Annotated in this window: 26 protein-coding genes; 14 read left to right on the plus strand and 12 right to left on the minus strand. The window is 65.6% G+C overall.

Annotation, left to right across the window (positions count from 1 at the left end; all coding sequences use genetic code 11):
* The first annotated feature begins 15 nt into the window (after positions 1 to 15).
* Entirely contained in the window at positions 16 to 1866 is a 1851-nt protein-coding gene (locus NDK18_RS14850; protein WP_250628210.1) for a hypothetical protein, read from the plus strand.
* A gap of 74 nt (positions 1867 to 1940) precedes the next feature.
* On the opposite strand, the gene NDK18_RS14855 is transcribed toward NDK18_RS14850, so the two are convergent.
* The 3 genes from NDK18_RS14855 to NDK18_RS14865 all read right to left on the minus strand — a co-directional run bounded on the left by NDK18_RS14855 (position 1941) and on the right by NDK18_RS14865 (position 5513).
* A complete protein-coding gene (locus NDK18_RS14855; RefSeq protein WP_250628211.1) occupies positions 1941 to 2774 on the minus strand; it encodes a pirin family protein in 834 nt (277 codons plus the stop codon).
* Positions 2775 to 2880: 106 nt separating this feature from the next.
* The gene (locus NDK18_RS14860) at positions 2881 to 4725 is read right to left on the minus strand and encodes an aspartyl protease family protein (RefSeq protein ID WP_250628212.1); all 1845 of its coding nucleotides are present in this window, start codon (positions 4723 to 4725) and stop codon (positions 2881 to 2883) included.
* 92 nt (positions 4726 to 4817) lie between these two features.
* On the minus strand, positions 4818 to 5513 hold the full coding sequence (locus NDK18_RS14865) for a helix-turn-helix domain-containing protein (RefSeq protein ID WP_250628213.1): 696 nt from the start codon (positions 5511 to 5513) through the stop codon (positions 4818 to 4820).
* A gap of 109 nt (positions 5514 to 5622) precedes the next feature.
* On the opposite strand from NDK18_RS14865, the gene NDK18_RS14870 reads away from it, so the two are divergent.
* A complete protein-coding gene (locus NDK18_RS14870) occupies positions 5623 to 6837 on the plus strand; it encodes a glycoside hydrolase family 172 protein (RefSeq protein ID WP_250628214.1) in 1215 nt (404 codons plus the stop codon).
* A gap of 3 nt (positions 6838 to 6840) precedes the next feature.
* On the opposite strand, the gene NDK18_RS14875 is transcribed toward NDK18_RS14870, so the two are convergent.
* The 4 genes from NDK18_RS14875 to NDK18_RS14890 all read right to left on the minus strand — a co-directional run bounded on the left by NDK18_RS14875 (position 6841) and on the right by NDK18_RS14890 (position 10821).
* Complete coding sequence (locus NDK18_RS14875; protein ID WP_250626198.1) at positions 6841 to 7506, minus strand: YecA/YgfB family protein; 666 nt, start codon at positions 7504 to 7506, stop codon at positions 6841 to 6843.
* Entirely contained in the window at positions 7507 to 8274 is a 768-nt protein-coding gene (gene xth, locus NDK18_RS14880; RefSeq protein WP_250628215.1) for an exodeoxyribonuclease III, read from the minus strand.
* A gap of 39 nt (positions 8275 to 8313) precedes the next feature.
* Positions 8314 to 8595 (minus strand): hypothetical protein, encoded by a 282-nt coding sequence (locus NDK18_RS14885; RefSeq protein ID WP_250628216.1) that lies wholly within the window; start codon positions 8593 to 8595, stop codon positions 8314 to 8316.
* 186 nt (positions 8596 to 8781) lie between these two features.
* On the minus strand, positions 8782 to 10821 hold the full coding sequence (locus NDK18_RS14890; RefSeq protein WP_250628217.1) for a M3 family metallopeptidase: 2040 nt from the start codon (positions 10819 to 10821) through the stop codon (positions 8782 to 8784).
* 102 nt (positions 10822 to 10923) lie between these two features.
* On the opposite strand from NDK18_RS14890, the gene NDK18_RS14895 reads away from it, so the two are divergent.
* Entirely contained in the window at positions 10924 to 11457 is a 534-nt protein-coding gene (locus NDK18_RS14895; RefSeq protein ID WP_250628218.1) for a gamma carbonic anhydrase family protein, read from the plus strand.
* A gap of 22 nt (positions 11458 to 11479) precedes the next feature.
* Here NDK18_RS14895 and NDK18_RS14900 read toward each other — a convergent pair whose 3' ends face one another.
* Both NDK18_RS14900 and NDK18_RS14905 read right to left on the minus strand, forming a co-directional pair.
* The gene (locus NDK18_RS14900) at positions 11480 to 13390 is read right to left on the minus strand and encodes an alpha/beta hydrolase family protein (RefSeq protein ID WP_250626203.1); all 1911 of its coding nucleotides are present in this window, start codon (positions 13388 to 13390) and stop codon (positions 11480 to 11482) included.
* Between the two features lie 70 nt (positions 13391 to 13460).
* Complete coding sequence (locus tag NDK18_RS14905) at positions 13461 to 13622, minus strand: hypothetical protein (RefSeq protein ID WP_250626204.1); 162 nt, start codon at positions 13620 to 13622, stop codon at positions 13461 to 13463.
* Between the two features lie 122 nt (positions 13623 to 13744).
* Here NDK18_RS14905 and NDK18_RS14910 point away from each other — a divergent pair, with 122 nt between their 5' ends.
* Positions 13745 to 14338, plus strand: coding sequence for an alpha-ketoglutarate-dependent dioxygenase AlkB (locus NDK18_RS14910; RefSeq protein WP_250626205.1), 594 nt, complete (start codon positions 13745 to 13747; stop codon positions 14336 to 14338).
* 7 nt (positions 14339 to 14345) lie between these two features.
* On the opposite strand, the gene aroE is transcribed toward NDK18_RS14910, so the two are convergent.
* Positions 14346 to 15176: a shikimate dehydrogenase gene (gene aroE, locus NDK18_RS14915; RefSeq protein ID WP_250626206.1), complete on the minus strand. Its 831-nt coding sequence runs from the start codon at positions 15174 to 15176 to the stop codon at positions 14346 to 14348.
* A gap of 120 nt (positions 15177 to 15296) precedes the next feature.
* Here aroE and NDK18_RS14920 point away from each other — a divergent pair, with 120 nt between their 5' ends.
* A complete protein-coding gene (locus NDK18_RS14920; RefSeq protein ID WP_250628219.1) occupies positions 15297 to 15524 on the plus strand; it encodes a hypothetical protein in 228 nt (75 codons plus the stop codon).
* On the opposite strand, the gene NDK18_RS14925 is transcribed toward NDK18_RS14920, so the two are convergent.
* Complete coding sequence (locus tag NDK18_RS14925) at positions 15521 to 17005, minus strand: RimK family protein (protein ID WP_250626208.1); 1485 nt, start codon at positions 17003 to 17005, stop codon at positions 15521 to 15523. The two genes, NDK18_RS14920 and NDK18_RS14925, sit on opposite strands and share 4 nt — an antisense overlap.
* 227 nt (positions 17006 to 17232) lie before the next feature.
* Here NDK18_RS14925 and NDK18_RS14930 point away from each other — a divergent pair, with 227 nt between their 5' ends.
* Positions 17233 to 17724, plus strand: coding sequence for a GNAT family N-acetyltransferase (locus NDK18_RS14930; protein ID WP_250626683.1), 492 nt, complete (start codon positions 17233 to 17235; stop codon positions 17722 to 17724).
* A 7-nt stretch (positions 17725 to 17731) separates the two neighbouring features.
* On the opposite strand, the gene NDK18_RS14935 is transcribed toward NDK18_RS14930, so the two are convergent.
* On the minus strand, positions 17732 to 18418 hold the full coding sequence (locus NDK18_RS14935) for a hypothetical protein (RefSeq protein ID WP_250626209.1): 687 nt from the start codon (positions 18416 to 18418) through the stop codon (positions 17732 to 17734).
* Between the two features lie 57 nt (positions 18419 to 18475).
* Between NDK18_RS14935 and lptM the strand changes: the two genes are divergently transcribed.
* The 8 genes from lptM to hslU all read left to right on the plus strand — a co-directional run bounded on the left by lptM (position 18476) and on the right by hslU (position 25291).
* Entirely contained in the window at positions 18476 to 18727 is a 252-nt protein-coding gene (lptM, locus tag NDK18_RS14940) for an LPS translocon maturation chaperone LptM (protein WP_250626210.1), read from the plus strand.
* Positions 18727 to 19557, plus strand: coding sequence for a diaminopimelate epimerase (dapF, locus tag NDK18_RS14945; RefSeq protein ID WP_250628220.1), 831 nt, complete (start codon positions 18727 to 18729; stop codon positions 19555 to 19557). The genes lptM and dapF overlap by 1 nt, the downstream gene beginning before the upstream one ends.
* Before the next feature lie 44 nt (positions 19558 to 19601).
* Positions 19602 to 20288 carry a DUF484 family protein gene (locus NDK18_RS14950; RefSeq protein WP_250626212.1) on the plus strand — a complete coding sequence of 229 codons (687 nt, stop codon included), beginning with the start codon at positions 19602 to 19604 and terminating at the stop codon, positions 20286 to 20288.
* Between the two features lie 8 nt (positions 20289 to 20296).
* Positions 20297 to 21187 carry a tyrosine recombinase XerC gene (locus NDK18_RS14955; RefSeq protein ID WP_250626213.1) on the plus strand — a complete coding sequence of 297 codons (891 nt, stop codon included), beginning with the start codon at positions 20297 to 20299 and terminating at the stop codon, positions 21185 to 21187.
* A gap of 80 nt (positions 21188 to 21267) precedes the next feature.
* Positions 21268 to 22050, plus strand: coding sequence for a sulfite exporter TauE/SafE family protein (locus NDK18_RS14960; RefSeq protein WP_250628221.1), 783 nt, complete (start codon positions 21268 to 21270; stop codon positions 22048 to 22050).
* Between the two features lie 95 nt (positions 22051 to 22145).
* On the plus strand, positions 22146 to 23189 hold the full coding sequence (locus NDK18_RS14965; protein ID WP_250628222.1) for a sulfite exporter TauE/SafE family protein: 1044 nt from the start codon (positions 22146 to 22148) through the stop codon (positions 23187 to 23189).
* 231 nt (positions 23190 to 23420) lie between these two features.
* On the plus strand, positions 23421 to 23957 hold the full coding sequence (hslV, locus tag NDK18_RS14970; protein WP_250626216.1) for an ATP-dependent protease subunit HslV: 537 nt from the start codon (positions 23421 to 23423) through the stop codon (positions 23955 to 23957).
* A complete protein-coding gene (gene hslU, locus NDK18_RS14975) occupies positions 23957 to 25291 on the plus strand; it encodes an ATP-dependent protease ATPase subunit HslU (RefSeq protein WP_250626217.1) in 1335 nt (444 codons plus the stop codon). Before hslV ends, hslU begins: the two co-directional genes overlap by 1 nt.
* The last annotated feature ends 11 nt before the right edge of the window (positions 25292 to 25302 follow it).

Here is a 25302-nt window from a genome sequence, read left to right on the forward strand (position 1 = left end):
GACAAGGTAAAAACCATGCATGACTTCTTCCGCGCCGAACTTGCGCGCTTCCGTCTTCCTGCGCTTCTGGTAGCGCTCGTCCATCTGTTGGTCCTGGGTTTCCTTTCCCGCCTGACCGACCTGGCGCAAGCGTCGCTCATAATCTATCGGTTGATCGCCATCGCCTATGCAGCGCTGGGCGTGCTGTTGGGCGCGTACCAGATGGGCACGTACCGGCGTCCCAGCACATGGCTGGCCTTGCTGCACCGGCCATTACCGCCCTGGCGCATCGCCGGCGGCCTGTTCGGCGCCGGGGGCGTCGTGCTTTTGGTAGCGGTGTCGCTGCCTGTGCTCGGGATGTTGGGTTGGCAGTCGACGATGACGGCGCGCCTGGTCGAATCCCGCCATGCGTGGTTCCCTTTGGCGGCATGGCTGATCGCCGCTTGCGGTTACTTCGTGGGTGCCTACGGCATGCTCGCCAACCGGCGTCACGCCGCCAGCGGGCTGGTATTTCTCTTGCTGTTGCTGACGGCGCGTGCTGACGGCGCCGCAAACATCGTGGTACAGCTGCTGGCGTTGGGCTGGCTTGCAGCGATGGTTGCGGTGAGCTTCCGGCCTGATCGTCTGGATGGCCCTCGTGGCCCCGTCTCCACCGTGCTGCTGGCCCTGCCGCTACAGATGGCGACGTACGTCGTGGCATGGATGGCGCTAAGCCTGGGGATGCAAATGGCCTGGATGGCCGCCGGTACCTCGCCGACCAATGGAGGGGCAGCGGACGGGGGCGTGGTCAAGGCGCAGCAAGCGACGCCGCGGTCGCTGATGTCGGCCGGCCTGCAGGCGAGCACCCTGCCACAGGCGAAGGCGTGGCGTGATGGCCTTACCGAAGATGGTGTGATCGCCATGGGTATGCCCTATGCGGACAATCCGGTCCGCGGCCAGCTCAGCAATATCGTTCCCCTGCAATGGGCCGATACGCATACCGATACGCTATGGACGTTCAGCCACGACCATATGCGCATGGTTGGCCGCGGCCTTGCCGACGATCACGGTGCGCGCGGTGAACTGGGCGTGGGACTCAGCCAGGCGCCCTTTCCTACGATCGCGGTGCCGCACGATCCACCGGCCGGCATCGCCAGCAAGTACACGATTTTCATTGCCGGCGACACGGTCTACCGCCACGTGGCTGACGAGAATGCTGCTGAACCCTGGTTGCGCCTGCCCAACGGCGAAACCGTGCAGGGGGCGCCGAGCGTGGAAGGTTCGCGCGTGCTGCTGCAAGGTAGCCGTGCACTGTATGTATTCGACCGTGCCGACGCCCTGGTTCGCGCAGCGTGGCCGCAGGCGCCGATGGCACGTATACCCGTACCGGGCAGCGTGGCGGATCTTGGCCGAGTGGACGTCACCACCGTGGACGATGGGTTGCTGGTGTCCTTCGCGTTCACCGGTGGCGGCCTGTTCTATCCGGTATCGCGCCACCAGGATCTTGTGCTGGTGGATGCCCATGGCGGCGTGACCAATGTCGCCACCCGTACGCTCGCCTACGACTTCCCTGCCTGGTACCGGTATGCCGACTGGTGGCTGTCACCGGCGATGGATTGGCTCGATCGCGTCGCCAAGCACCTGTTCGAGCCGACGCCTCCGCTGGGTATGTCGGAGGTACTTCCGCCCCCGGCAGGATCGGTAGCCTTGGCGATTTTGCTGTGCGTGTTGGCAGCCGTCCTGGCCGGCTGGCGGGTGCAGCGCCTGGATATCGGCTCTCGCACTCGCGCCGCGTGGATCATCGCCTGCGCAGCCATCGGCCTACCGGCCCTGGCCAGTCTCTGGCTTCTATATCCAGCTGCCGAGCGCGAAAAAGCTGCCGTTGCGTTACGACCTTCCATAGCCTGATGCCAAGAAACTACTAGGGGTCAGAGTCATTAAGGCGCCATCGACCTATGACTCTGACCCCTAGTGGGGGTTGGTCAGAACTTGCCGGCGCGGAAGTCGGCGATGGCTTCGTGGATCTGCTGCGGGGTGTTCATGACGAACGGGCCGTAGCGGGCCACGGGCTCGGCCAGGGGCTTGCCGGCTACCAGCAGGACGCGGGTGGCGGCATCGGTGGCGCCGATCAGCACGCTGTCGCCTTCGGTAAGTACGCCCAGTTCGCTGCGGGCCAGGCGTTGAGCGCCCACCTTCGCTTCCTTGCCGTCGAAGACGTAGGCAAAGGCGTGATGCCCGGTGGGTAGCGGCACGGCCACGTGCGCGCCTGGCTCGAGCGACAGATCCAGGTACACCGGTGCCGTGGCGATGCCCGAGACTGGCCCGGTCACGCCATCGAAGGAGCCTGCGATCACCTTCACGGTGACACCAGGCGCCGGCGTGGCGGTGGGGATGTCGCCTGGCGGAATGTCCTGGTATCGCGGAGCGGTCATCTTGTCGCTGGCGGGCAGGTTCACCCACAGCTGGAAGCCCCACATCAGGCCGTCTTCCTGCTGCGGCATCTCCGAATGAAGGATGCCGCGGCCGGCGGTCATCCATTGCACGCTGCCCGCTTCCAGGTCGCCGCGGTTGCCGTGGTTGTCGCCGTGCTGCATGCGGCCGGCGAGCATGTAGGTGACCGTCTCGAAGCCGCGGTGCGGGTGCTCGGGGAAGCCGGAGATGTAGTCGCCCGGCTGGTCCGAACGGAATTCGTCGAGCAGCAGGAAGGGATCGACCATATCCAGTGCAGGCTGGCCGATCACGCGCTTCAACTTCACGCCGGCACCGTCGGAGGTATCCATGCCGCGGACGCGGCGGCTGATTTCACGGTCTGTCATGGCAAGGCCCTCTTGATGTCCATCAGGCCAAGATGCCGTTGCCGGCGGCCACAGGGAAGGCCGCCGGCACGAACGCATTGTTTCCGGCCAAGGACGCTGGACAATGTTAGATCAGGTCGCGTAACACCAGGGTGACCTTGCGCGGCTTGCCATGGCGCTCGACGGTCAGCGCCACTTCCGTGCCGGGCGCCTCGTTGCGCAGGCGCCGCCGCAGGTCGTACAGGTGCATGGACGACGCTGCCTTGCCATCCACCGCCACGATGATGTCGCCAGCGGCAATTCCCGCCTTCGCCGCTGGCGCGTCGTCATCGACGTTGACCACGCCGAATCCCTTGCCGCTCGAGTTCAGCCACATGCCGGAACGGTCGAACGTGTCCAGGTCGTCGATCTTTCCGGGGATGGGCTTCAGGTACATCACCTGGTGGTCGTAATCGAAAGTGACCACGAAGCGCTTGAGCAGGCCGCCACCGATATTGTTCGGGAAGGCCTCGATGCTGCCGACGCCGCCCTTGTCCAGGTTAAATTCGGCCAGCGGCGACTTCACCGTGACATCGCCAAGCTTCAGGTCCTTGCCCCGGAACACATAGCCCCGGCTCGCGCCGCCCACGCCCCAGCCGGTGATCGCCTCGGCGCCGTTCTTCTCCAGGTCGCGAATGTGATTGCGTTCGGCAAACGGGCTGGTGAGCGACAGCACGTTACGCGCGCCGGTATCGATGCCGAATCGACCAGGAATGCCGGCGTAACTGCCCAGCACTTCGGGAAACTGGTGGTAGAAGCGGAACGGCACCGGCGTTCCCGCGTCGCTGGGATCGAAGTGCTTTTTGTCGATGAAGGTAAGTTCGTGACGGGCGTAGTCGAAGCGCGTGATGAAACGGGAGATGAACTCGTAGCCGATCATGCCCTGCTCGTCGAGGCCTTCGGCGGCGTTGGAGAATTTGAGCACGCTGATGGGCTGATCCTTCAGGGTGGCCCCGCCCACGCGGATGGACTGCACGCGCGCCAGCCCGCTCAGGGCCACGGCGCTGCCGGAGCCCGTGGACGTTTGCGCGCCCTGCACCTTGATGCCAAGCGCGGCTGCTGAATCAGGCACCAGGATGTCGTGGCCGCCGGTATCCACGATGACATTCAGCGGCTTGCTGCCATTGAACGATGCCTTGACGTAGACATGGTTGTTGGCGAGCAGGAACGGCACGGTGGTTTGCGTGGTGCCCGGGGCAAGCTCGAAATCGTGCAGGTCGGTCTTGGGCAGCGCGAAGCTTGTGTCATTCGAAGCGGCGGAGAAGGTCGCCGACGACAGCTTCATCGTCTGCTGGCCGGATACGCCGCTGCCATCCTCAATCACCACCGTGTGCGCCAGCTGCACACCGTCGGTGGCGGCGTAGTCGGAGTAGTGGGTGGTGATGGTGAGGGTGGTATTCACCTCCACCGTACGCGCCAGCAGGTGCGTGACGGGATCGAACCAGGCATCGAACGGCTTGCCTTCCTTGGGGACGACGTTAAGGACGTCGTAATCCTTGCCACCGTCGCTCTTGCGCCCGGCATCGGTGACCGTGGCACCGCCCCGGTCGCTGCGCCACCACAGGTTCTGCACACGGTAGGCCTCATTGACGGCGAGCTGGCGAACATCGCCGCCTTCCTGGGGCGTGGCTGTCCCCGACGATTCCACCTCCCAGGCCGTCTTGCCATCGAAACCGGTTGCGCCCTTGGTTGGACCAATATCCGAACGATCGACGAAACGGCCGCGCTTGATGTCCTGTATCGAGGTGACCTGGCCGGTGAGTCCCTGGCCCGAGTAGGCATAGCGAAGCTCCAGGCCATCTTTTGCCTGCCATTGATTGCCGGCGGTTGCCGTTTCGTTGGCCGCGAGCACCTGCGCCGCGTGATCGGCGGCCAGCACAGCGAAGGGTGACAGGGAGAACGCAACAGCGAGGGCGAGGAAGGTCTTGCGCATGGTTGATCCGGGTCGGGGGATGGTTGGCTGCGACAGTAGATGCCCATCGCGCGTGTCGTCTTGAATCCAGTTGACCTGGGCCGCTTTGCCGTTCAGGCCACCGCAGCCATGCGCCAGGCGCGTGGCATGTGTCCGGTGAGGCCGCTTACCGCGCGGCTCATGTGCGCCTGGTCGGAAAAGCCAAGTTCCGTCGCCAGCCGACCCAACGCCAGCGACGATCCACGGATGGCTTCCCATGCTGCCCGAGCTCTTACCTGGGCGCGGTAGGCTTTCGGTGAACTGCCGTAGGCCTTGCGGAAGCCGCGGCTGACCGATTCGACGCGCAGGCCCATGTCCTCGGCCCACTGGGCCAAGCTGATATCCGGCTGCTCACGGAGGTTCCGGGCGAGCAGGTCCGGCCAGTCGTCATGGCCCGATGTATCGGCCACGAACGCCTCGGCGAATGCCGGCCACGCCTCGGCGGGCGAACGTTCGGCAATGCGCAAGAGGGCGTCGGGGTCGCTCACGCGGCCGTAAACGGGGAACCGGGCCGTGGCGGGCATGGGGATGATGAGTACGTCCGCGCCGCGCGCGGAAAAGCAGTCCAGGTGTGATTCGAACGCGCGGTGCACCAGCACATCGCCGGCCTGCACGGTGTACCGGCCCTCATCGCCGGCTTCCAGGTAGGAACCGCTCAGGAGCACCGTGGCAAAGGCGGTGTCATGGCAGTGGCGCTCCAGGCAATGGCTCGGCGCGTGGCGTTGCCGGCCGGCAGGTGCGTGGGCGTAGGGATGGGAGCAGGCGTGCATCGGATCGTCCATTCGCGATGGGCGAAGGGCTTGGGGTTCCATTGATCAGTGGTTGCGCCGATGATCGGCCTGTTGGTCGTGGCCGTCCATGTGACTACTGGGATAGACAATGATGCTGCTTCGCTGCCTGCTTGCCTGCGCCGCCCTGGCCCTGGCCGGGTCCGCATCGGCCCAGTCGCTGTACCAGTACAAGCCGCAGAAGACCGGCTGGCTCAGCCCGGAGAATCGCAACGGGGAGCCAGGCCGCGGTGCGCTGGAGAACCACGGCGCCAAGGGCCACGCCTTCGATTCCATCGCTGCCGGCGGCGTGCTGGAGCTGGGCCGCATCGACGGTGAAGGCGTTATCCGTCGGGTCTGGATGACGGTGGATGACCGCTCGCCGCGGATGCTGCGTGCCTTGCGGTTGCAGATGTTCTGGGATGGCGCCGACACGCCGGCGGTGGACGTGCCGCTGGGTGATTTCTTCGGCGTTGCGCTGGAAGCGCCGCACCGGTTCGAAAATGCGCTGTTCGCCAGTCCCGAGGGCCGCTCGTTCATTGCCACCGTACCCATGCCGTTCCGCCGCGGCGCACGCGTGGTGCTGCGCAACGAGGGTGGCGTGCCGTTGAACATGGTGTTCTACGACATCGACTTCACCCGTGAAACCGTGCCCGACGATGCCTTGTACTTCCATGCCAGCTGGCGCCGCGAGAACCCGACCAAGCTCGGCCAGGACATGCGCCTGATGCCGCGCGTGACCGGCCGCGGGCGCTTCCTGGGCACGTCGGTGGCGGTGCTGGGCAACCCGGCTTACCAGGACACCTGGTGGGGCGAGGGCGAGGTGAAGGTGTTCCTGGACGGCGATACCGACCATCCCACGCTTGCTGGTACCGGCAGCGAGGACTACCTCGGCAGCGGCTGGGGTCTGGGCCCGTACGTCCAGCGATACCAGGGCGCGCCGATTGCCGACAAGAAGACCAACCACTGGCTGTTCTATCGCTTGCACGTGCCCGATCCGATCATGTTCGAGCGTGAGTGCGAAGTGCGCCTGCAGCAGATCGGCGGCGGACCGCGCAAGCAGGTGATGGCGCTGAAGAAGGCCGGCGTGCCGTTGCAGCCGGTGACGCTGGACCCGGGCGGCCGGGAGCATTTCATCAAGCTGCTCGAGGGCGGCAAGATCGATCCGGCGGCCGCGAATGCACCCGATGGCTGGCTCAATTACTACCGGCAGGACGACATCGCGGCGACGGCGTACTACTACCTGGATTCACCTGGGCAGGCGGCCGGCACCACGCTGGCACCGGTGGCCGAGCGGGTGGCGGGGACGAGCACCGTCAAACCGTAGAGGCTAGTGCACCCACTCGCCGCTGCGCTGGCGGGGCGGGGCCGGGTCGTCGTCTTCCGGACCGGGCGCTGCGGCCAGTTCTTCTTCGGTCGGTGTTTTCTGCCGCCAGTACTGGTTGACCGCGGCGAGCACCATCGGCACCTGCGACAGGCATTCGTCGTATTCGTCGTCGGTGAGTTTCTCGAACTCCGCATCGGCGGTGAGGATGCCCTCGTCCACCGCCAGGGCCATCACGGGGCCGAGCAGTTCCATCAGCTGCGGATCACCGGCCAGGCGGGTTTCCCAGAGGCTCGCGCGTATGTCGATGCCGCGGCTGAAACCCTCGCACCAGCCCGCGGCCGACAGCACCGGGCCTGCATCCAGGTCGATCTCGCCCAGGATCGGCTCGTAGGCGTCGACCTCGAGCTCGGCCAGGATCGAGTCGTTGAGCTTGGCCAGCAGCGCCAGCACGCGATTGCCCTCGTCTTCGTCGTCGAAGGCGTCGTGCAGCACTTCGGGCAGCCACTCGGTGGGCGTGACCGGGACCGGGCCGACGGCGATGGCCGACAACATGCCGTGGACGCCATCGAGCAGGAGATCGCCGTCGCCGCAGTGGGCGCGCAGGTAGCGATCAAGCTCCTCGAGTTCGGCATCGTCCAGCGAACTGGGCCAATCGGTTGAGGTATTCATCTAGACGTTCAACTCCAGGACCACCGGGGTGTGGTCGGACGGGCGCTCCCACGTTCGCGGGGTACGTTCGATGGCAGCGGCCGATGCCAGTGATTTGAGAGCATCGCTGATCAAGATCAAGTCGATACGCAGGCCCATGTTGCGCCGGAACGCAGCCTGGCGGTAGTCCCACCAGCTGAAATGTCCCGCATCTTCTTCGAAAATCCGGAAACTGTCGGTTAATCCGAGGTCCGTGATGGCCTTCAGTGCGGCACGCTCGGGCGGCGAGGCGAGGATGTCCTCGCCCCAAGCCACCGGGTCGTAGAGGTCCCGGGCGTCGGGTGCGATGTTGAAGTCGCCCAGCACCACCATCTTCGGATGACGCGCCAGTTCGGCCGCCAGGAAATCGCGCATCCGGGCCAGCCAATCCAGTTTGTAGCTGTATTTTTCGTCGCCGACGGCCTTGCCGTTCACCACGTAAAGGTTGACCACCCGGATGCCGTCGACGGTGGCGGCCAGGATGCGCCGCTGTGGATCGTCGTGGCCGACCATGTCGGTTACCACGTCCGTGATCTCGCCGCGAGCCAGGATCGCTACGCCGTTGTAGGTTTTCTGGCCCGAGCACACGCTGCGATAGCCCAAGGCGGCAATCTCGTCCGTCGGGAACTTGCTGTCTTCGAGCTTGGTTTCCTGCAGCGCAACGATGTCGGGCTGGCTTTCGCCCAACCACTGCTGCAGGTGGGGCAGGCGGACCTTGAGCGAATTGACGTTCCAGGAGGCGATTTTCATGGCCGCATTGTAGCGGCGGTGTATGGCAACACGGCAGGGTCAGGTGACGCGGATCAGCGCTCCAAGCACCACCAACAGCACCACCATCGAACCCAGGCCCGTGGCACCGCCCCGGAACGCGCCGCGCAGCCAACGCTCACGCGGGTTGCCCAGCAGGCCAATGGCCACCCCGAGCGCCGTAGGCGCGAGCAGGACGAAGGCGAGCAGGCCCACCGCAAAGCCGCGGATGATGGAACCTTGAGTCGGGGTTGCCGCGTGCACCATGGGCACGATGAAGGCCAGCGTCAGCAGCGTAGCCGCGCGTGACAGGTTTCTTGCCATGACACCCCTCCCTTGACCCGCGGCCGTGCCGCGGTATCGGCGCCAAAACTACGCCGTGTCAGATGAAGGGGCGGTGCAAAATCGGCAGCGAAACGCTTTCACCGACGAACGTCACATCAGGTGTGGGGTCAGAGTCATGACTCTGACCCCCTAAACGTGTGGGTTGAGTCCCGCCGGGGAGGGTTTTCAGGCTAGCCCGTAACTGGCCAGCAAGGCATCGGGCCTGGGCTCTCGCCCACGGAATGCCACGAACGATTCCAGGGCCGGGCGGGACGCGCCCACGGCCAGCACCTCGCGCCGGAAGGCATCGCCGCTGGCGCGGTCGACCACGCCGGCTTCCTCGAATTTGCCGAAGGCGTCGGCCGAGAGCACCTCGGCCCAGAGGTAGCTGTAGTACCCGGCCGCATACCCTCCCGCGAAGATATGCGTGAACGCGTGCGGGAAACGCTGCCAGGCCGGCGGATGCAGTACCGCCACCTCGTGGCGCACTTTTTCCAGCACGTTCATCGGCTGCGCGCCGTGGCCGGGGTCGTAGTCCAGGTGCAGCAGGAAGTCGAACAGGGCGAACTCGAGCTGGCGCACCAGGAACAGGCCGGCATGGAAGTGCCGGGCGGCCAGCATGCGCTCGTAGAGTTCGTCCGGCAGCGGTTCGTTCGTCTGGTAATGGCGGGCAAACAGGTTCAGCGCTTCGCGGTTCCAGCCGAAGTTCTCCATGAACTGGCTGGGCAGTTCCACCGCGTCCCATTCCACGCCTTCGATGCCGCCGATCGACGGGATGTCGATCTCCGTCAGGAGGTGATGCAGGCCATGGCCGAATTCGTGGAACAGGGTGAGGACGTCGTCGTGGGTGAGCAAGGCCGGCATGTCGCCGGTGGGCGGCGGGAAATTACAGGTGAGAAAGGCTACCGGCAGGGACAGCTCATCGCCGTCCCGGAAGCGTGCCCGGCAGACATCCATCCACGCGCCACCGCGCTTGCCCGAGCGGGCATAGAGGTCGAGATAGACGCCGGCGAACACCGTGCCGTTAGTGTCGAGCACGTCGAAATAGCGGACGTCGTCGTGCCACTTGGGCGCGTCGTCGTTCGGGGCCAGCGCGATGCCGTACAGCTCGCCGGCCAGGCGGAACAGGCCGGCGATCACCGCGGGCAAGGCGAAGTAAGGCTTCAACTGCTCTTCATCCAGTGCGTAGCGCTGCTGGCGAAGTTTCTCCGCGGCGTAAGCCACGTCCCAGGGTTCCAGGCCGTCCAGGCGCAGGCTTTGCGTGGCGAATTCGCGTAGCTGCACCAGCTCCTTCTGGGCCACGGGTTTGGCGCGGGCAGCAAGGTCGCGCAGGAAATCGAGCACCACCTGCGGCGAGGTCGCCATTTTGGTGGCCAGCGATTCCTCCGCGGCGTTGGCGAAGCCAAGCAGCTGCGCGGCCTCGTGACGCAGCTGCATGATCCGTTCGATGCGCTGGGTATTGTCGAACTTGCCCGCGTTCGGGCCCTGGTCCGATGCCCGCGTCTGGTAGGCCCAGTACACCTGTTCGCGAAGCTCGCGCTTGTCGGCGTAGGTCATCACCGCCTGCACGCTGGGCTGCTTGAGGGTGACCAGATAGCCGTCGAGCTTGGCCTCCTGGGCGTATTGGCGGAGCACTGCCACGCCCGACGGCGGGATGCCGGCGAGGTCGCGCTCGTCGTTGACGTGCTTCTGCCACGCCTCCGACGCATCGAGCACTGCATTGGAGAACTCGGTGGTGATCTTCGACAGCTCCACGCCGATCTCGCGGAAGCGTGAACGGGCCGGTTCCTCCAGGGCAACGCCTGACAGGTGGAAATCGTGCAGCGCGTGCTCCACGGCGGCACGCTGCGGACGCGGCAGGCCGGCAAAATCGCCGCGCGCCGCCACCCCCTGTACCGCGGCGAAGAGCTCGCGGTTCTGGCCCAGCTCAATGGCGTGGTCGGTGAGTTTTTCTTCCGCGCGGCCATGGGCTTCGCGCAGGGCTTCGGTGTCGGCCACCGAATGCAGGTGGCTTACCGGCGACCATGCCCGGCCAAGGCGCTGCTCCAGGCGCTCCTGCGGCAGCATCACGTCCTGGAAGCTGCCGCCACCGGCCAGCACCAGCGCATCGATGGCCTGGCGGTACTCGGCCAGCAGGGCATCGATGGCCGGTTCCACGTGCTCGGGCCGGATGGCCGGGAAGGGCGGCAGTGTCTCGTCGCTGAGCAGGGGGTTTTCCGTGGTCATGCCTTGGGTTTCCGGTCCGTGGGGCGCACCGCGCGCCCGGATGGTCAGCGTGGCGACCGCAGGCTGCGAAATCAAGCGCCGCGGCGGCGGTAGAATGCCCCGATGAATCATCTCCGCAGCTACCGCGGCATCCTTCCGCGCCTGGGCGAACGCGTCTACGTGGATCCTGCCGCCACCGTGATCGGCGACGTCGAACTGGGCGACGACGCCTCGGTATGGCCCGGCGCCGTGCTGCGGGGCGATGTCCATCACATCCGGGTCGGCGCCCGCAGCAATATCCAGGACGGCGCCATCGTCCATGTCACCCACGATGGCCCCTACACGCCGGGCGGCTTCCCCACCATCATCGGACACGACGTCACCATCGGCCACGCCGCCGTGATCCACGCCTGCACCATCGGCAATTTCGCCCTGGTCGGCATGCACGCCACGGTGCTGGACGGGGCATCCGTCGGCGACTACGGGTTCCTGGCCGCCGGCGCGGTGCTTTCGCCGGGCAAGGCGGTGGGCAAGGGCGAACTGTGGGTGGGCAACCCCGCACGCTTCGTGCGGCTGCTCACCGAGAAGCAGGTGGAGATGCTGGTGTACTCCGCGGCCAACTACGTGAAGCTCAAGGACGACTACCTGGCCGGTTGAGGGCGCCGCATCGTAGCGCCCATCAGGGCGAAGCGCCCGCCACCGAGCTGCCGCCGCCGGGCGCCGTGTTGGCATCCAGGAACATCAGCAACTTGCCGTAGAAGTCGACTCTATCGGCCTCGAGAGCCAGGCCATGGCCTTCATATTCGTATTCGGTGTACAGCGGTTCGTGGCCGGCCTTCGTCATGGCCTTGCGCAACTCGCGCGCATGCTTGATCGGCACGCGGCCGTCGAGGTCGCCATGGGCCAGGAAGACAGGGATGGTGATATCCGCCGCGTGGTCACTGGGCGACCTTTGCGACAGCTGTGCCTTGTCGGTACCCAGCACGGTCTGCAGGTACTTCAAGCCGTAGTCGCTTCGGTAGATATCGCCCCAGGAATACAGGCGGTTCAAGTCGTACACCCCCGCAAGTCCCGCGGCACAGCGGTAGAGCCCGGGCTCGCGAATGGCGCCCATCAGGGCGGCATACCCACCATAGCTGCCGCCATAAATGCACACGCGGTGACCGTCGACCAGGCCCTGGTTGATGGCCCAGCGGGTAGCGTCGGTGACGTCGTCCTGCATCCCCGTGCCCCACTGGCCATAGCCTCGTTGCATGAAGGGCTTGCCGAAACCCGACGAGCCACGGAAGTTCACGCGCAGCACCGCATAACCATGTTGTGCCAGCACCTGGGTTTCTTCGTCGTAGCCCCACGAATCGCGGATGAAGAACGGGCCGCCGTGCACCATCACCACCATCGGCGGCGGTGCGGCGCCCTTGGGTGGCAGGGTGATGAAGCCGTGCAACGGCAGTCCGTCGCGCGCTGTCACCGTGACTGGCGTGGCCGGCAGCTGGCTGGCGAGGTCCAGCGACGGCTTGGCATGAAACAGGATCCTTGCCTTGTTTGTTCCGCGGTCGAGTAGGTAGTAGGTGCCGGGGTCCCGGTCTCCGGTGGTCCGTACCACCATCACGTCGCCGCGTTCGCTGGCACTGGTGATCTCGGTTTGCATGCCGGGGAAGGCCTGGTTCAGCATCTTCCGCCATTTCACTTCGTTGTCGTCTTCATTCCAGAAGCGCGCCGTAGGCACGCCGGGGCCGAACCACGTGCCAATCGGCTCGAGCTGGTCGGTGGAAGAGATCACTCCGAGTGGATCGGAGACCTTGTCGCGTAGAAGCTCCTTGCGTGCGCCGGAAGACAGCACGTAGGCGTCGATACTGTCCGGGCCGTCCTTGTGTTCGGTGATCAGGAACGCCGTGGTGTTGTCGCGGGAAATGCCCATCGGGAGCACGTAGGCGCCACTGCTCTTGCTGTCGTTGAGCACGGTCCACTTGTCATCATCGCCATGGACGAAAAGCTTTTCGTTGGCTTCCTTGTCGACGGCAACGGCGAAGCGGACCTTGCCCTGGTGGTCCAGCGTCACATCCGAGCTGCCCGCGGGCGCCACGGCCACGGTCGTGCCCGTGGCGGTGAAATGGTTGATGTCCACCCGGCTGATCTTCAGCTTGCACTCGCCGTCGTCGTAGCCGTCGCACGATTCCACCAATATCTCGTGGTCATTGCCTTCGATCATGCCGGCGAAGGAAACGGGAAGCCGGATCGGGTGTGCCTGGCCGATCGTGACCAGGTACAAGGTGGGCTCGCCCAGCGCCACGCCGTAGGCCCGGTCAGCACGACTGGCAGCGACGATCAGGTGGCTCGAGCCCAGCCAGTCCAGGGACGAAACCTCGCCCCGGCTTCCAGGATTGATCTGGAACTCCGCCGCCAGCGTCTGCCGGTTCATCACCGTGATCATGGTGCCGTCGTTGGTGTGCGAGGCAACGGCCAGGTGCGCGCCGTCAGGCGAAATCACCACCTGTTCGAAATCGGCACGGTGCATCAGCTGCTGCGTGGTGGCGTCCACGACAGGATGAGCCCAGGCGGCTGCCAGGCCTAAAGCTACGGTTGCGAACATCTGGACCCCCCGGTACCGGATGCGCCTACTTTAGCGGTCGGTTGGCGGGGTGTGTAAATAGACCGTTCTGTCAGGCCTGGCGTGGCCTGCGGTCGGCGGGGACCCGGGTCTTGCGCGGCGCCGGTGCTCGCGCCGCCATGGGGGCGGGGCGTTGCGACGGCGTACCGCGACTGGCGGCAGCCTTGGCGCTGGCGGGATCGTAGCTTCCGTAGTCGCGTTTGCTCTTCATCATGCAGGCCTCGAGCGTCGGAGGATTTTTCTTCAAAGGCCTGACATGCGCCTGCGAATGCGATGTGAGTGTGCCTTCACGCCGCCGGAGCATCGATCCCTTGACGTAGCGCGTAGGCTGGAGCGATGAATCAACCTTCCCTTTTCGCTGGCGGTACCGAGGTGCTGCTTGACGACGCCTCAGGTCGCATCGTGCACGCGCTGGATGTCATTCCAGCGACAACAGCCACCGACTGGTTCGCGCGGCTGCGCGATGGCGTGCCCTGGCAGGCCGACCGGCGCCTGATGTACGACCGCGAGGTGGATGTCCCCCGGCTGCGCGCGGAATACCGGTTGGACTTGCGCGACACGCCGCACCTGCTGCTTGAGGCGGCCGCCGCCGTGCGCACGGTGGTGGAAGCGCCGTACGACAGTGCGGGATTAAATTATTACCGGGACGAAAAAGACAGCGTGGCGCCGCACAACGACAAGCTTGGATTCATCCGCGAAGGCGAGCCCATCGCCCTGTTGTCACTGGGTGCCACGCGCCGCATGGTGATCCGGGCCAAAAAGCCGCCCCGCCGCGTACTGAGCGTGGACATGGTGCCGGGCTCGGTGCTGGTGATGAGCTACTCCACGCAATTGCACTACGACCACGGCATTCCCAAGCAGGCCGCTCCGGCCGGGCCGCGCATCAGCCTGGCCTTTCGCGTCCGTGGCGAAGCGGCGTACCGAAGTTAGGCGAAGATCAACCGTAGATGGCGCGCAGTTCCCGGTACACCGGGTCGGTGTCGGGCCGCTTGCCGTGCCAGCGTTCGAAGGCATCGGCGGCCGTCTCGATCAGCATCCCCAGGCCGTCGAAGGCGTAGCGGGCACCCGCGCCACGGGCCCAGCCGACGAAGCCCGCGGCGGACTTTCCATAGGACAGGTCGTAACACAGGGCGCGGGAGCCGACGATCGATACCGGCAGGTCCAGGCCGCCGCCCAGGGTACCGGCGGAGGTGGCGTTGACGATCAGGTCGAAGCTGCCGATGTCGTGCAGGTCTTCCCAATACCGCGTATGCGCGCGCGCCGGATCGCCGATGGCGTCGGCCAGGTCGTCGGCGGCCACCGGGTTGCGGTTGACGATGGTCAACGTGCCGACACCAGCGTCCAGGAGATGCCATGCCACGCCGCGGGCGGCGCCACCGGCGCCCAGCAGCAGGGCGGTGTGGCCGCGCAGATCCTGGGCGTGTCGTTCGGTGATGTCGCGGACCATGCCGTCGCCATCGGTGTTGTGTGCCTCGAGCCGGCCATCGCCCAGTCGCGTGAGCACGTTGGCGGTACCGGCGCGCGTGGCGGTGGCCGTGGCGATATCGGCCATGGCGAACGCCGCGGCCTTGTGCGGCAGGGTGACGTTGGCGCCAAGGCCTTCGTCGAAGAAGGCGTGCACCGCGTCCTTGAAGCCTTCGGGAGCCGCGTCGATCGCCTCGTAGCTGAGGTCGATGCCGAACTGGCCGGCGAAATCGGCGTGGATGCGCGGCGACAGGCTGTGGTTGATGGGATGACCGAAGACGGCGAAGCGCTGGCGCGGTGGCATCGAGGGGTTCCAGGAGGCAAGCATCAACCGGGAAGTGTAACGGCTCGCACCCGTCGCGGTCCGTGAGACGACGGCAGGTGAGGATCGGTCCACGCCGCACCGCCACCTGAGGGACTTCGCATGAACACCGATCTTTCCCGGCTTTCACCTGCCGCCCGCCGCGCCGCCATCGCCCTGGCGTGGCTCGTCGTCGGCTGCCTGCTGCTCGCCTTTACGCCGTTGTCTTCGCGTAGCTCAGCCCTGGGCTGGACACCGGCGTTCTGGCTGGTTTTCGCGCCGATGAGCGTGCTGCTTGCCCTGCGCCCCACCCTGCCCCTTCGCTTGCTGGCGACGGCCCTCCGGCGCTAACCGCGGATGCCCAAGCGCTTGAGTTCCATCCGGCGCAGGAATTCCTGCATCACGCGGTTGTAGAGGTCGTCGCCAAGGTAGGCATCTTCCACGCCGGCATCGATCGACGGGTTGTCGTTGACCTCGATCACCACCGGGCGGTCGGCCACCACCTTGATGTCCACGCCGTACAGCCCGTCGCCGATGGGCTGGGTGGCCTTCAGGGCCAGCTTGATCACTTCCGACGGTGCTTCGCGCACCGGCAGCGTGCGGAAGCCGCCGGATTTGGCCGTGCCCTTGGCGCCATGGTTGTAGATCTGCCAGTGGCCGCGCGACATGAAGTATTGGCAGGCGTATAGCGGCTCGTGGTTGAGCACGCCCACGCGCCAGTCGAACTCGGTGTAAAGGTATTCCTGCGCCAGCAGCAGCGCGCTGTGCTGGAACAACTCACCGGCGGCCTTCTCCAGCGCCTCGGCGTTCTCCACCTTCACCACGCCACGCGAGAACGACCCGTCGGGGATCTTCAGCACGATCGGCAGGCTAAGTTTTTCCACCAGCGCGCCGAGCTTGCGCATATCGTCGCGGTAGATGATCTCGGTCCTGGGTACGGCGAGCTTGCGCGAGACCATCAGGTCGTTCAGGTAGATCTTGTTCGTGCAGCGCAGGATCGAGGTCGGGTCGTCCATCACCACCATGCCCTCGCGCTCGGCGCGATGGGCGAAGCGATAGGTGTGGTTGTCGCTGGCGGTGGTCTCGCGGATGAACAAGCCGTCGTATTCGGCAAGGCGGGGATAATCGTTCTTGCCGATCGGGTCCACTTCCACGCCCAGCGCCTTGCCGGCGGCGATGAATCCCTTGAGCGCCTTGCGGTTCGATGGCGGCATGGCCTCGTTGGGATCCACCAGCATCGCGATGTCGTAGCGGTAGAGCTTGCGCACGCGGGGCTTGCGCCAGATTTTCCGCGAGAAGTTGTCCAGCGCCTGGGCGAAGGCATCTTCCTGGGCGTCGTCCAGGGTATGCAGGCCCACCGGCTTGATCGCGCCGATCTGCCACACGCGATCGCGCTCGAACTCGATGCGCATCAGCGGGCAGGGGAACATCTCGAAGATCTGCCTCGTAAGATCTTGCAGGTTCTCGTAGGCCGTCTCGCCGAAGTACACCAGCACGCCGAAGTCGGTGGTGTCGCGCCCTCCCGCGGGAAGGAAGTTGGCCAGCTTCTCGTTGAGATCGTCGATCGACAGGCCGTATAGCGAACGCTGGCGCAGGTCGTTGACGGTACGTACCGACGGGATCACCCGGTGGCCGCGCGCCTCGGCAAGCAGGGACACGTAATAGCCCGTGCCCAGGTATTTGTAGCTGCGGCACAGGTTAACCACATGAGTGCGCTCATCGTCGCCGCCGACAGGCCCGCGCAGATAGTCCATGGCGGTCATGACGTCGGCGGAAGGGTAATAAGAGCCCCAATCGGAAGCTTTTTCCACGACGATGACGAGCCGGCTCATGTGTCCTCTAGGTGTTGTCGGGCGACAGGCGGTGCCGCACCCATGGGTGGGCAGTGTGGAGACATGCGAGCCCGGCCACAAGCGAAGGACTGAAGCCTGCATAAATCTTTCGGCGAGATTTTCGTTGCTGCGGGAAGGTCCGTTCACTACAGTGCGCGGTCATTACGTCCTGCCCGGTCTCCAACGACACGCCCGTGCCCCCTTCCCGCCCAGCCATCTCGCGTGCCATGGAACCGGCCCGCCCCTTGCGGCCACCCCCGGTCACGGCCGCGGTACGCGTCAGGCGCGCGGAAATTTCCGACCTGGACGACCTGGTCGCGCTGGAGGACGCAAGCTTCGCGCACGACCGCCTGAGCCGCGCGCAATATCGCCGCCACCTTGATTCGGAAACCGCCCAGGTGCTGGTGGCCAGCGCCAACCATCGGCGGTTCCTGGGGACGGCAGTGGTGTTCTTCCGTAAGCAAAGCCGTATTGCCCGGCTGTATTCGATCGCGACGAAGCCTGAGAGCCAGGGCAAGGGCGTGGGTTCGGCGCTGATCGCAGCCGCCGAGCTCGCGGCCAGGGCACGGCAGTGCAAGTCGTTGCGCCTGGAAGTGCGCAACGACAACACGGTGGCGATCGGCCTGTACGAGCGCCTGGGCTACCAGCGCATTGCCCAGCTGCCGTCTTATTACGAAGACGGCGCGGACGGCTACCGCTACGAGAAAGCCTTCATCTGAAGGCTGGCTACTTCACCGGCGGCGACATGTCGTCGGTTCGCGCCACCAGGGCGCCCGTGCGCATCAGGCTTACCGTGTAGTGGCCGCCGTCGGCGAGCGGCAGGTAGGCGCCGCTGCCGAACGTGGTGTCCACTTGCGGAAGCCACTGCGGATAGCGGTGGGATAGATCCAGGAAATCCCAGCCGTCGTGTTCGGCCAGTGGAACCACCGTCGGGGTGGTGGAGGCTTCTTCGCTGGCATCGTCGTATCGGCCGCTCAGTCGATCCAGGCGGAACAAAGGTGGCGCACCGGCGAGCATGGCCGGGGTCTTCCACTTCACCACCATCGCCTCCACCCGGAAGGCATCGCCGTTCAATTCCACCGTTCGGCTCTTGCCGTCGGGAAAAGAAAGATCCACCGTCCAGTGCTTGGGTCCCTGGGCATGGGCGGCAACGCCCAGCACGGTGATGTCGTTGTCCAGCACGCGGTAGCCACGGAGCATCCAGCCGCCTGCCGCGGCCACCAGCGCCAGGGCCAGCAGCACCAGGGCCACCAGGGCGCGCAGTGCGGCCGATGCACCTGAACGGTAGCGCCGGCCGGCGATGCCGCGGTAACGCCGGCCCCCGGCTGCGATGGCGATGGCCAGCACCAGGCAGACCGCCGCGATGGCCAGCATCACGAAAGCGGGCAACTGCAACAGGGTGGCCAGGCTCATCGCGTGTCTCCTTCTTTTTGCGAAAGCCCAATCTACGCAGGACCGGTGGGGCGTACCGTGAACGTTATACTGGCCATCCCCGATACCCTGCGGAATGCCGACGACATGCGCGCTTACCTCGCCCTGGCTACCTTCACCGCGGCCTCGCTGCTTTCCGCGTGCGGCAACAAGACGGACCTCGTCATGCCGCCGCCCAAGCCCGCGGCGGCCGGCAAGGTAGTGCCTGCCCCGGCCAAGGATGCTCCCGCGCCGCCTTCCACGGCGGGGTTGGACCACAATCCGGCGGGCCTGAGCTTCGGCAACGGCTGATGCCCCTGCGCTTTACCAAGATGCACGGTATCGGCAACGACTTCGTCGTGATCGATGCCCGGGACGGCGGATTCGACCCCCGGCCCGCCCAGGTGGCCGCGATCGCCGACCGCCATACCGGCGTGGGCTTCGACCAGTTGCTGAGCATCGAGCCCTCGCCTGATCCCTCGTGCGCGTTTTATTACGGCATCTGGAATGCCGATGGCAGCGCCGCCGGCCAGTGCGGCAACGGCGTGCGCTGCGTGGCGGCGTGGCTGCACCGGGCCGATGCCATCCCCGTCGACCACGACACCCGGTTGCTCAGCCCCTCCGGGCCGGTCACCGTGCGTGTATTGCCCGATGGCCGCGTGTCGGTGGACATGGGCGAGCCGCAATTCTCCCCGGCCAGCCTGCCGTTCTCCGCGGAAGCGGCCGAAAGCTACGAGCTCACCGCCGGCCACGAAACCATCATGCTGCGCGTAGTGTCCATGGGCAATCCGCACGCGGTGGTCGAGGTGGATGACATCGAAGACCTGCGGTGGAATGAGTTGGCCCCGCTGCTTACCAACCACTCGGCTTTTCCCGAGGGCTGCAATATCGGCTTCGTGCACCAGCTCGATGCCGGGCACGTCGATTTGCGCGTGCATGAGCGGGGCAGCGGCTGGACACTGGCCTGCGGCACCGGCGCCTGCGCGGCGGCGGCGGTGCTGATGCGCGCCGGGCGCCTGGATGCGAGGGCTTTGGTCGACCTTCCCGGTGGGCAGTTGCAGATCGATTGGGCAGGCCCCGGGCACCGTTTGTGGATGACCGGCCCCGCGGCTTTCGTCTTCGAGGGCGAGATCGCGGCCTGATGCCGCTACACTCTGCCTGCAAGCTTTGCGTGGAGCCAACGAAAATGAGCAAGCCGACGCCCGACCTTGGAATCAACGCCGATGACGTCGCCGGATACCTCCGCGCACATCCGGGTTTCCTCGCCGACTACCCTGACCTCGCCGCTTCGCTGGAAATTCCCCGCGAGCAAGGCGCCGCGGCGTCGCTTTCGATATACCAGCTGCAAAACCTCCGCGAGAAGAACCGCGAGCTCGAGGCGCGCCTGGCCGACCTGATCGGCATCGCCGGCGAAAACGAAACGTTGATGCAGCGCGTGCACGCGCTCACCCTTGCGGTATTGCGCTCCACCACGGTCGAAAGCACCCTGCGCGGCATCGTTTCCCGCCTGCAGGAAGATTTCCGCAGCGAACGCGTACGTGTGCTGGTGTACGGCGGCCAGCAGCACCTGCCGGACGAACCCTGGCTGGTTCGCGAACCGCGCGGCGTCGCGGGATTGCCCGAGTTCGGTGATTTCCTAGGCCAGCAGCAGCCGATCGCCGGCCGCCTGGCGCCGAACCGCCTGCGCCGCCTGTTCGGCGCCGATGCCGAGGACGTCCGCTCCGCCGCGCTGATGAAACTGGGCGACGAGGCGATCCTTGCCATCGGCAGCACGGACCCTGACCGTTTCGCCCCCGGCATGGGCACCCTCTTCCTGAAGATGATCGCCGCCACCGCCAGTGCGGGCCTGTTCCGGGCGCGCGAGGCCGCCTGACCCGCGCCATGGAGCCCGGCGCCCAGGTCGAGGCCTACCTGCGGCACCTGGCCGCTGAACGGGCGCCTTCGCCACATACGCTCGATGCCTACCGTCGGGACCTGGGCAAGCTGCTGGCGATGATGCAGGCGCATGGCGTGGATTCTTTCCATTCGCTCACGCCCGATCGCGTCCGAGGCATGGTGGCGACATCCCATCGCCAGGGCCTGGCGCCCTCCAGCTTGCAGCGACTGCTTTCATCGTGGCGCGGCTTGTTCCGTTATCTCGCGGCCGAAGGCCTACTGGCGCACGATCCGGTAGCTGGGGTGCGTGGCCCGAAGCTTCGCCGCAAGCTGCCCCAGGTACTGGATACCGACGAAGCCGCGGGCCTGGTGACCGTGGAAGGCGACGAGCCACTGAACGTGCGCGACCGCGCCATGCTGGAACTTTTCTATTCCAGCGGCTTGCGGCTATCCGAACTCACCGGACTGCGCTGGGGCGACCTCGACCTCGTCGGCGGTGAAGTGCGCGTGCTGGGCAAGGGCCGCAAGCTGCGCATCGTGCCGGTGGGGCGCTTTGCCGTGCAGGCGTTGCAGGCACTGGCCAGTGGCGGCAACGCAGGGCCTGAACAGCCAGTCTTTCCTGGCCGCGGCGGCGCGCCGATCAGCTCGCGCGCGGTGCAGCTGCGTTTCAAGCAGATCGGCCTGCGCCAGGGCACGATGAAGCGCATCCACCCCCACCTGCTGCGGCACACCTTCGCCAGCCATATGCTCGAATCGTCAGGTGACCTGAGGGCCGTGCAGGAACTCCTTGGCCACGCCGACATCGCCACGACCCAGATCTACACCCACCTGGATTTCCAGCACTTATCCAAGGTGTATGACAGCGCCCACCCGCGCGCAAAGAAGCGCATGCCCTAGCGGGCTTCACGTCTTTTCCTTATTTCCTCGCGCAAACGTCATCGCTACGTTTGCCGGAGGAATTTCAAGGAAGAATATTCATGCTCGCCATCGTTTTCGCCGCGGCGTTCGCGGCGTTCGTCGTCAGTGCATTTTCCGGTGGCGGCGCAGGTCTGTTGCTGTTGCCCCTGCTCGCACTGGTGGTGCCCGTGTCCAGTGTCGCCGCCACACTCTCCATAGGCAGTACCATCAGTTCAGTGTCGCGAATCGGATTTTTCCGCCGGCACATCCGCTGGGATGTCGTGCGCTGGTTCCTGCCAACAGCGTTTCCCGGCGCCTGGCTCGGTGCGTGGCTGCTGTTCCTGGTCGACCTGGCCTGGTTACAACTGATCATGGGCCTCTACATGGTCGCCAACCTGAAGCTGGTGCTCAGGCCTACGGTACCGCTTCCGGGCGACATCCCGTCCAAGCCCCGCAGCTTGCTCGCGGTCGGCCTGGCAGTGGGGTTCGTCTCTGGGCTCACCGGCGCAGTCGGACTGCTTTTCAACCGCTTCTACCTGCAACATGGGCTGGCCAAGGAAGAAGTGGTGGCCACGCGGGCGGCCAACGAGATCGCACTGCATGTACTCAAGCTAGGGCTTTATTCAACTTATGGTCTTCTGAACACGAGGGCGGTTGGCGCTGGCGTCCTGGTTGGCGTGGCGGCGGTGTGTGCGGCCTGGGTCTCAAGGGGCCTGTTGAAGCAAGTCAATGAGTCCACGTTCCGGCTTACGGGCTATCTGGCCATGGTCGCTTGCGGGCTATTCATGGTCGGCAAGGCGACCGTGGAACTGCTGGATCGGCGCAGCATCGACGTCACTGCATCGGTGGGACGCTGCCGCTAGGCGTGCCGAAGGCGTACGACGCCGGGCTTTTTTTCGATGTCGTTGATGGTGGCGCGCCGTTAGGCTTCGCGATGGACCTTCAAGGATGAATGCCCATGTTCGCCGTTGTCTTCGTCGTGGCCCTGGCGGCCTTCACCATCAGTGCCTTCACCGGGGGCGGCGCTGGCCTGGTCCTGCTGCCGATACTGGCGCTGTGGCTGCCCGCGGTCGGCGTACCGGCTGCCCTGTCGATCGGCAGCACGGTCAGTTCCGTCTCACGGCTGGCTCTGTTCCGACGGCACATCCGCTGGGATGTAGTCCGCTGGTTCCTCCCCACGGCCTTGCCCGGGGCATGGCTGGGTGCCTGGCTGCTGGCCCTGGTCGATCTGGCGTGGCTCGAGTTATGCCTGGGCTTTTACCTGCTGGCATCGCTGTGGACGCTGCTGGCGCCGGGGCGCATGGCCGCGGAGGCTTCCCCCGTGGCCCGGCCGACACTCGCCATGATCGGCCTCCTGGCTGGCTTCGTTTCGGGCCTCACCGGTGCCGTCGGCCTGGTCTTCAATCGGTTTTACCTCCGCCACGGCATGGCCAGGGAGGAAATCGTGGCCACCCGCGCCGCCAACGAGATCACCCTGCACGTGCTGAAGATCGCCCTGTACGCCTCCTTCGGGCTGCTTGATCGCCCGGTCGTGGCCGCGGGTCTGCTGATAGGCGTCGCCGCCCTGCTGGCCGCCTGGCTGGCACGCGGTTTGTTATCCGCGATCAGCGAGGCGGGCTTTCGTCGTGCCGGCTACCTGTCGATGGTCGGCTGCGGCGCATTCATGGCCTGGAACGCGTCGTCGACGCTGGTGGCACGCCATGGCGTCTCCGCTGGCCTTACGACACTACACGGCGGCGCCGAGGCCAGCCTGCGCTGGGGCGGTGAGGGCCTTGCCCTGGAATGGAAGTTCGACGAGGGCTTCGAGTTCGAGCGGATCGTGCCCCTTCACCAGGTTCCCCCGGATATCCGCCGGCGCGCCCTGGCGCTGGCCGAGGGAGCCGACCAGCTGGTGGTGGAAGAAGTCCGTCGCCCTGGCGGTCGGCGCTCTTACGAAATCCACGCCTGGCATGGTGAGCGCCTGGTCAAGGAAACCATGACCTCCGCCTCGCCGTCAGCCTGATCGACGGACAAAAAAAGCCGCCGATCTGGAGGAGTCGGCGGCTACAGGGGAGTACCACATTGGGGGGTTGCCGGTGCAGCGTGTTATGCGATTTGGATCGATCCAAAATGGATGGACCGAGTAGATTCCAAGGCAGGTCGCTTGTCAAGGGCCAGCGGCTCCCTTGCGATGCGTGCCACGCCTCCCCACATCCTCCAGTCACGCCTTCACATCCCCAAGGAGTCTTCGCGCATGGAATCCTTCCACGCCACCACCATCGTTTCGGTGCGCCGCAACGGCCAGGTCGTGATCGGCGGCGATGGCCAGGTCACCCTCGGCAACACGGTGATGAAGGCCAATGCCCGCAAGATCCGGCGCCTGGGCGTCAAGGGCGACGTCATCGCCGGCTTCGCCGGGGCTACCGCCGACGCCTTCACCCTGTTTGAGCTCTTCGAGGAGAAGCTGTCCAAGCATGGCGGCAACCTCACCCGCGCCGCGGTCGAGATGGCCAAGGAATGGCGCACCGACCGCCGCCTGGGCCGACTGGAGGCCATGCTGGCCGTGGCCGACAAAGAAGCATCCCTGCTGATCTCCGGCAACGGCGACGTGCTCGAGCCTGAGAGCGGCCTGATCGCCATCGGTTCGGGCGGTCCTTATGCGCAATCCGCGGCGCTGGCGCTGCTGGCGCACACCGAACTCGATGCGCGCACGATCGTCGGGCATGCGTTGAAGATCGCCGGCGATATCTGCATCTACACCAATCACAACACGACCATCGAAGAACTCTGATGTCCGAACTGACTCCCCGCGAAATCGTCAACGAGCTGGACCGTTACATCATTGGCCAGCACGACGCCAAGCGCGCCGTGGCCATTGCGCTGCGCAACCGCTGGCGCCGCATGCAGCTGGATCCGTCGCTGCGCGACGAGGTAACCCCGAAGAACATCCTGATGATCGGCCCGACGGGCGTGGGCAAGACCGAGATCGCTCGGCGCCTGGCGACGCTCGCCAACGCACCCTTCGTGAAGGTGGAAGCCACCAAGTTCACCGAAGTCGGTTATGTCGGCAAGGACGTCGAATCGATCATCCGCGACCTGGTAGACGTTTCCTACAAGCTGGTGCGCGACCAGGCCAAGGGCCGGGTACGCAGCAAGGCCGAGGACGCCGCCGAGGACCGCATCCTGGATGCGTTGCTGCCGCGCCGCCAGGCGGCCAGCGACTGGAATACCCCGGCCGCGCCCGCGGTGGACAACGACACCCGCCAGAAGCTGCGCAAGCAGCTGCGCGAGGGTACGCTCGACGATCGCGAGATCGAACTGGACTTCGCCGCCAATGTCGGCGTGGAGATCGTCACCCCGCCCGGCATGGAGGAAATGAGCCAGCAACTGGGCAAGATGTTCCAGAACTTAGGCGGCGCTCGCTCGCAGACCCGCAAGCTCGCTATCCGGGCTGCCCGCCCGCTATTGGTGGAAGAAGAAGCCGGCAAGCTCCTCAACGACGACGAACTTCGCGCCCGCGCGATGGATCTGGCCGAACAGAATGGCATCGTCTTCATCGACGAAATCGACAAGGTGGCCCAGCGTTCCGAATGGGGCGGCGCGGGAGTAAGCCGCGAAGGCGTGCAGCGCGACCTGCTGCCCCTGGTCGAAGGATCCACCGTCTCGACCAAGTTCGGCGCCATCAAGACCGACCACGTGCTGTTCATCGCGTCGGGTGCGTTTTCGCTGGCCAAGCCGTCGGACCTGATCCCCGAGCTGCAGGGCCGCCTGCCGATCCGCGTGGAGCTTTCGGCGCTGAGCGTCGACGACTTCAAGCGGATCCTCCGCGAGCCGCACAATGCACTTACGAAACAATATGTTGCCTTGCTCGGCACCGAGGGCGTGACCCTGGAATTCGCCGAGTCGGGCATTGATCGGCTGGCTGAGGTGGCCTTCCAGGTGAACGAGCGCACCGAGAACATCGGTGCCCGCCGCCTGCATACGGTGATGGAGCGCCTGCTGGAGCGCATCTCATTCGAAGCGGCGGACAAAAGCGGCGAAAAGTATGCGATCGACGCCGAATATGTCGATAAAACGCTGTCAAGTCTCGTCAAGGACGAGGATTTGAGCCGTTACATCCTGTAAACAAACGTGAA

The sequence above is a fragment of the Pinirhizobacter soli genome (genome assembly GCF_015905305.1).
GTDB lineage: Bacteria > Pseudomonadota > Gammaproteobacteria > Xanthomonadales > Rhodanobacteraceae > Pinirhizobacter > Pinirhizobacter soli.

Bases quoted from the DNA above. Each gene is read 5' to 3' on its own strand.
- NDK18_RS14850 (WP_250628210.1), top strand. From the start codon at position 16: ATGCATGACTTCTTCCGCGCCGAACTTGCGCGCTTCCGTCTTCCTGCG.
- NDK18_RS14855 (WP_250628211.1), bottom strand. From the start codon at position 2,774: ATGACAGACCGTGAAATCAGCCGCCGCGTCCGCGGCATGGATACCTCC.
- NDK18_RS14860 (WP_250628212.1), bottom strand. From the start codon at position 4,725: ATGCGCAAGACCTTCCTCGCCCTCGCTGTTGCGTTCTCCCTGTCACCC.
- NDK18_RS14865 (WP_250628213.1), bottom strand. From the start codon at position 5,513: ATGCACGCCTGCTCCCATCCCTACGCCCACGCACCTGCCGGCCGGCAA.
- NDK18_RS14870 (WP_250628214.1), top strand. From the start codon at position 5,623: ATGATGCTGCTTCGCTGCCTGCTTGCCTGCGCCGCCCTGGCCCTGGCC.
- NDK18_RS14875 (WP_250626198.1), bottom strand. From the start codon at position 7,506: ATGAATACCTCAACCGATTGGCCCAGTTCGCTGGACGATGCCGAACTC.
- xth (WP_250628215.1), bottom strand. From the start codon at position 8,274: ATGAAAATCGCCTCCTGGAACGTCAATTCGCTCAAGGTCCGCCTGCCC.
- NDK18_RS14885 (WP_250628216.1), bottom strand. From the start codon at position 8,595: ATGGCAAGAAACCTGTCACGCGCGGCTACGCTGCTGACGCTGGCCTTC.
- NDK18_RS14890 (WP_250628217.1), bottom strand. From the start codon at position 10,821: ATGACCACGGAAAACCCCCTGCTCAGCGACGAGACACTGCCGCCCTTC.
- NDK18_RS14895 (WP_250628218.1), top strand. From the start codon at position 10,924: ATGAATCATCTCCGCAGCTACCGCGGCATCCTTCCGCGCCTGGGCGAA.
- NDK18_RS14900 (WP_250626203.1), bottom strand. From the start codon at position 13,390: ATGTTCGCAACCGTAGCTTTAGGCCTGGCAGCCGCCTGGGCTCATCCT.
- NDK18_RS14905 (WP_250626204.1), bottom strand. From the start codon at position 13,622: ATGATGAAGAGCAAACGCGACTACGGAAGCTACGATCCCGCCAGCGCC.
- NDK18_RS14910 (WP_250626205.1), top strand. From the start codon at position 13,745: ATGAATCAACCTTCCCTTTTCGCTGGCGGTACCGAGGTGCTGCTTGAC.
- aroE (WP_250626206.1), bottom strand. From the start codon at position 15,176: ATGCCACCGCGCCAGCGCTTCGCCGTCTTCGGTCATCCCATCAACCAC.
- NDK18_RS14920 (WP_250628219.1), top strand. From the start codon at position 15,297: ATGAACACCGATCTTTCCCGGCTTTCACCTGCCGCCCGCCGCGCCGCC.
- NDK18_RS14925 (WP_250626208.1), bottom strand. From the start codon at position 17,005: ATGAGCCGGCTCGTCATCGTCGTGGAAAAAGCTTCCGATTGGGGCTCT.
- NDK18_RS14930 (WP_250626683.1), top strand. From the start codon at position 17,233: ATGGAACCGGCCCGCCCCTTGCGGCCACCCCCGGTCACGGCCGCGGTA.
- NDK18_RS14935 (WP_250626209.1), bottom strand. From the start codon at position 18,418: ATGAGCCTGGCCACCCTGTTGCAGTTGCCCGCTTTCGTGATGCTGGCC.
- dapF (WP_250628220.1), top strand. From the start codon at position 18,727: ATGCCCCTGCGCTTTACCAAGATGCACGGTATCGGCAACGACTTCGTC.
- NDK18_RS14950 (WP_250626212.1), top strand. From the start codon at position 19,602: ATGAGCAAGCCGACGCCCGACCTTGGAATCAACGCCGATGACGTCGCC.
- NDK18_RS14955 (WP_250626213.1), top strand. From the start codon at position 20,297: ATGGAGCCCGGCGCCCAGGTCGAGGCCTACCTGCGGCACCTGGCCGCT.
- NDK18_RS14960 (WP_250628221.1), top strand. From the start codon at position 21,268: ATGCTCGCCATCGTTTTCGCCGCGGCGTTCGCGGCGTTCGTCGTCAGT.
- NDK18_RS14965 (WP_250628222.1), top strand. From the start codon at position 22,146: ATGTTCGCCGTTGTCTTCGTCGTGGCCCTGGCGGCCTTCACCATCAGT.
- hslV (WP_250626216.1), top strand. From the start codon at position 23,421: ATGGAATCCTTCCACGCCACCACCATCGTTTCGGTGCGCCGCAACGGC.
- hslU (WP_250626217.1), top strand. From the start codon at position 23,957: ATGTCCGAACTGACTCCCCGCGAAATCGTCAACGAGCTGGACCGTTAC.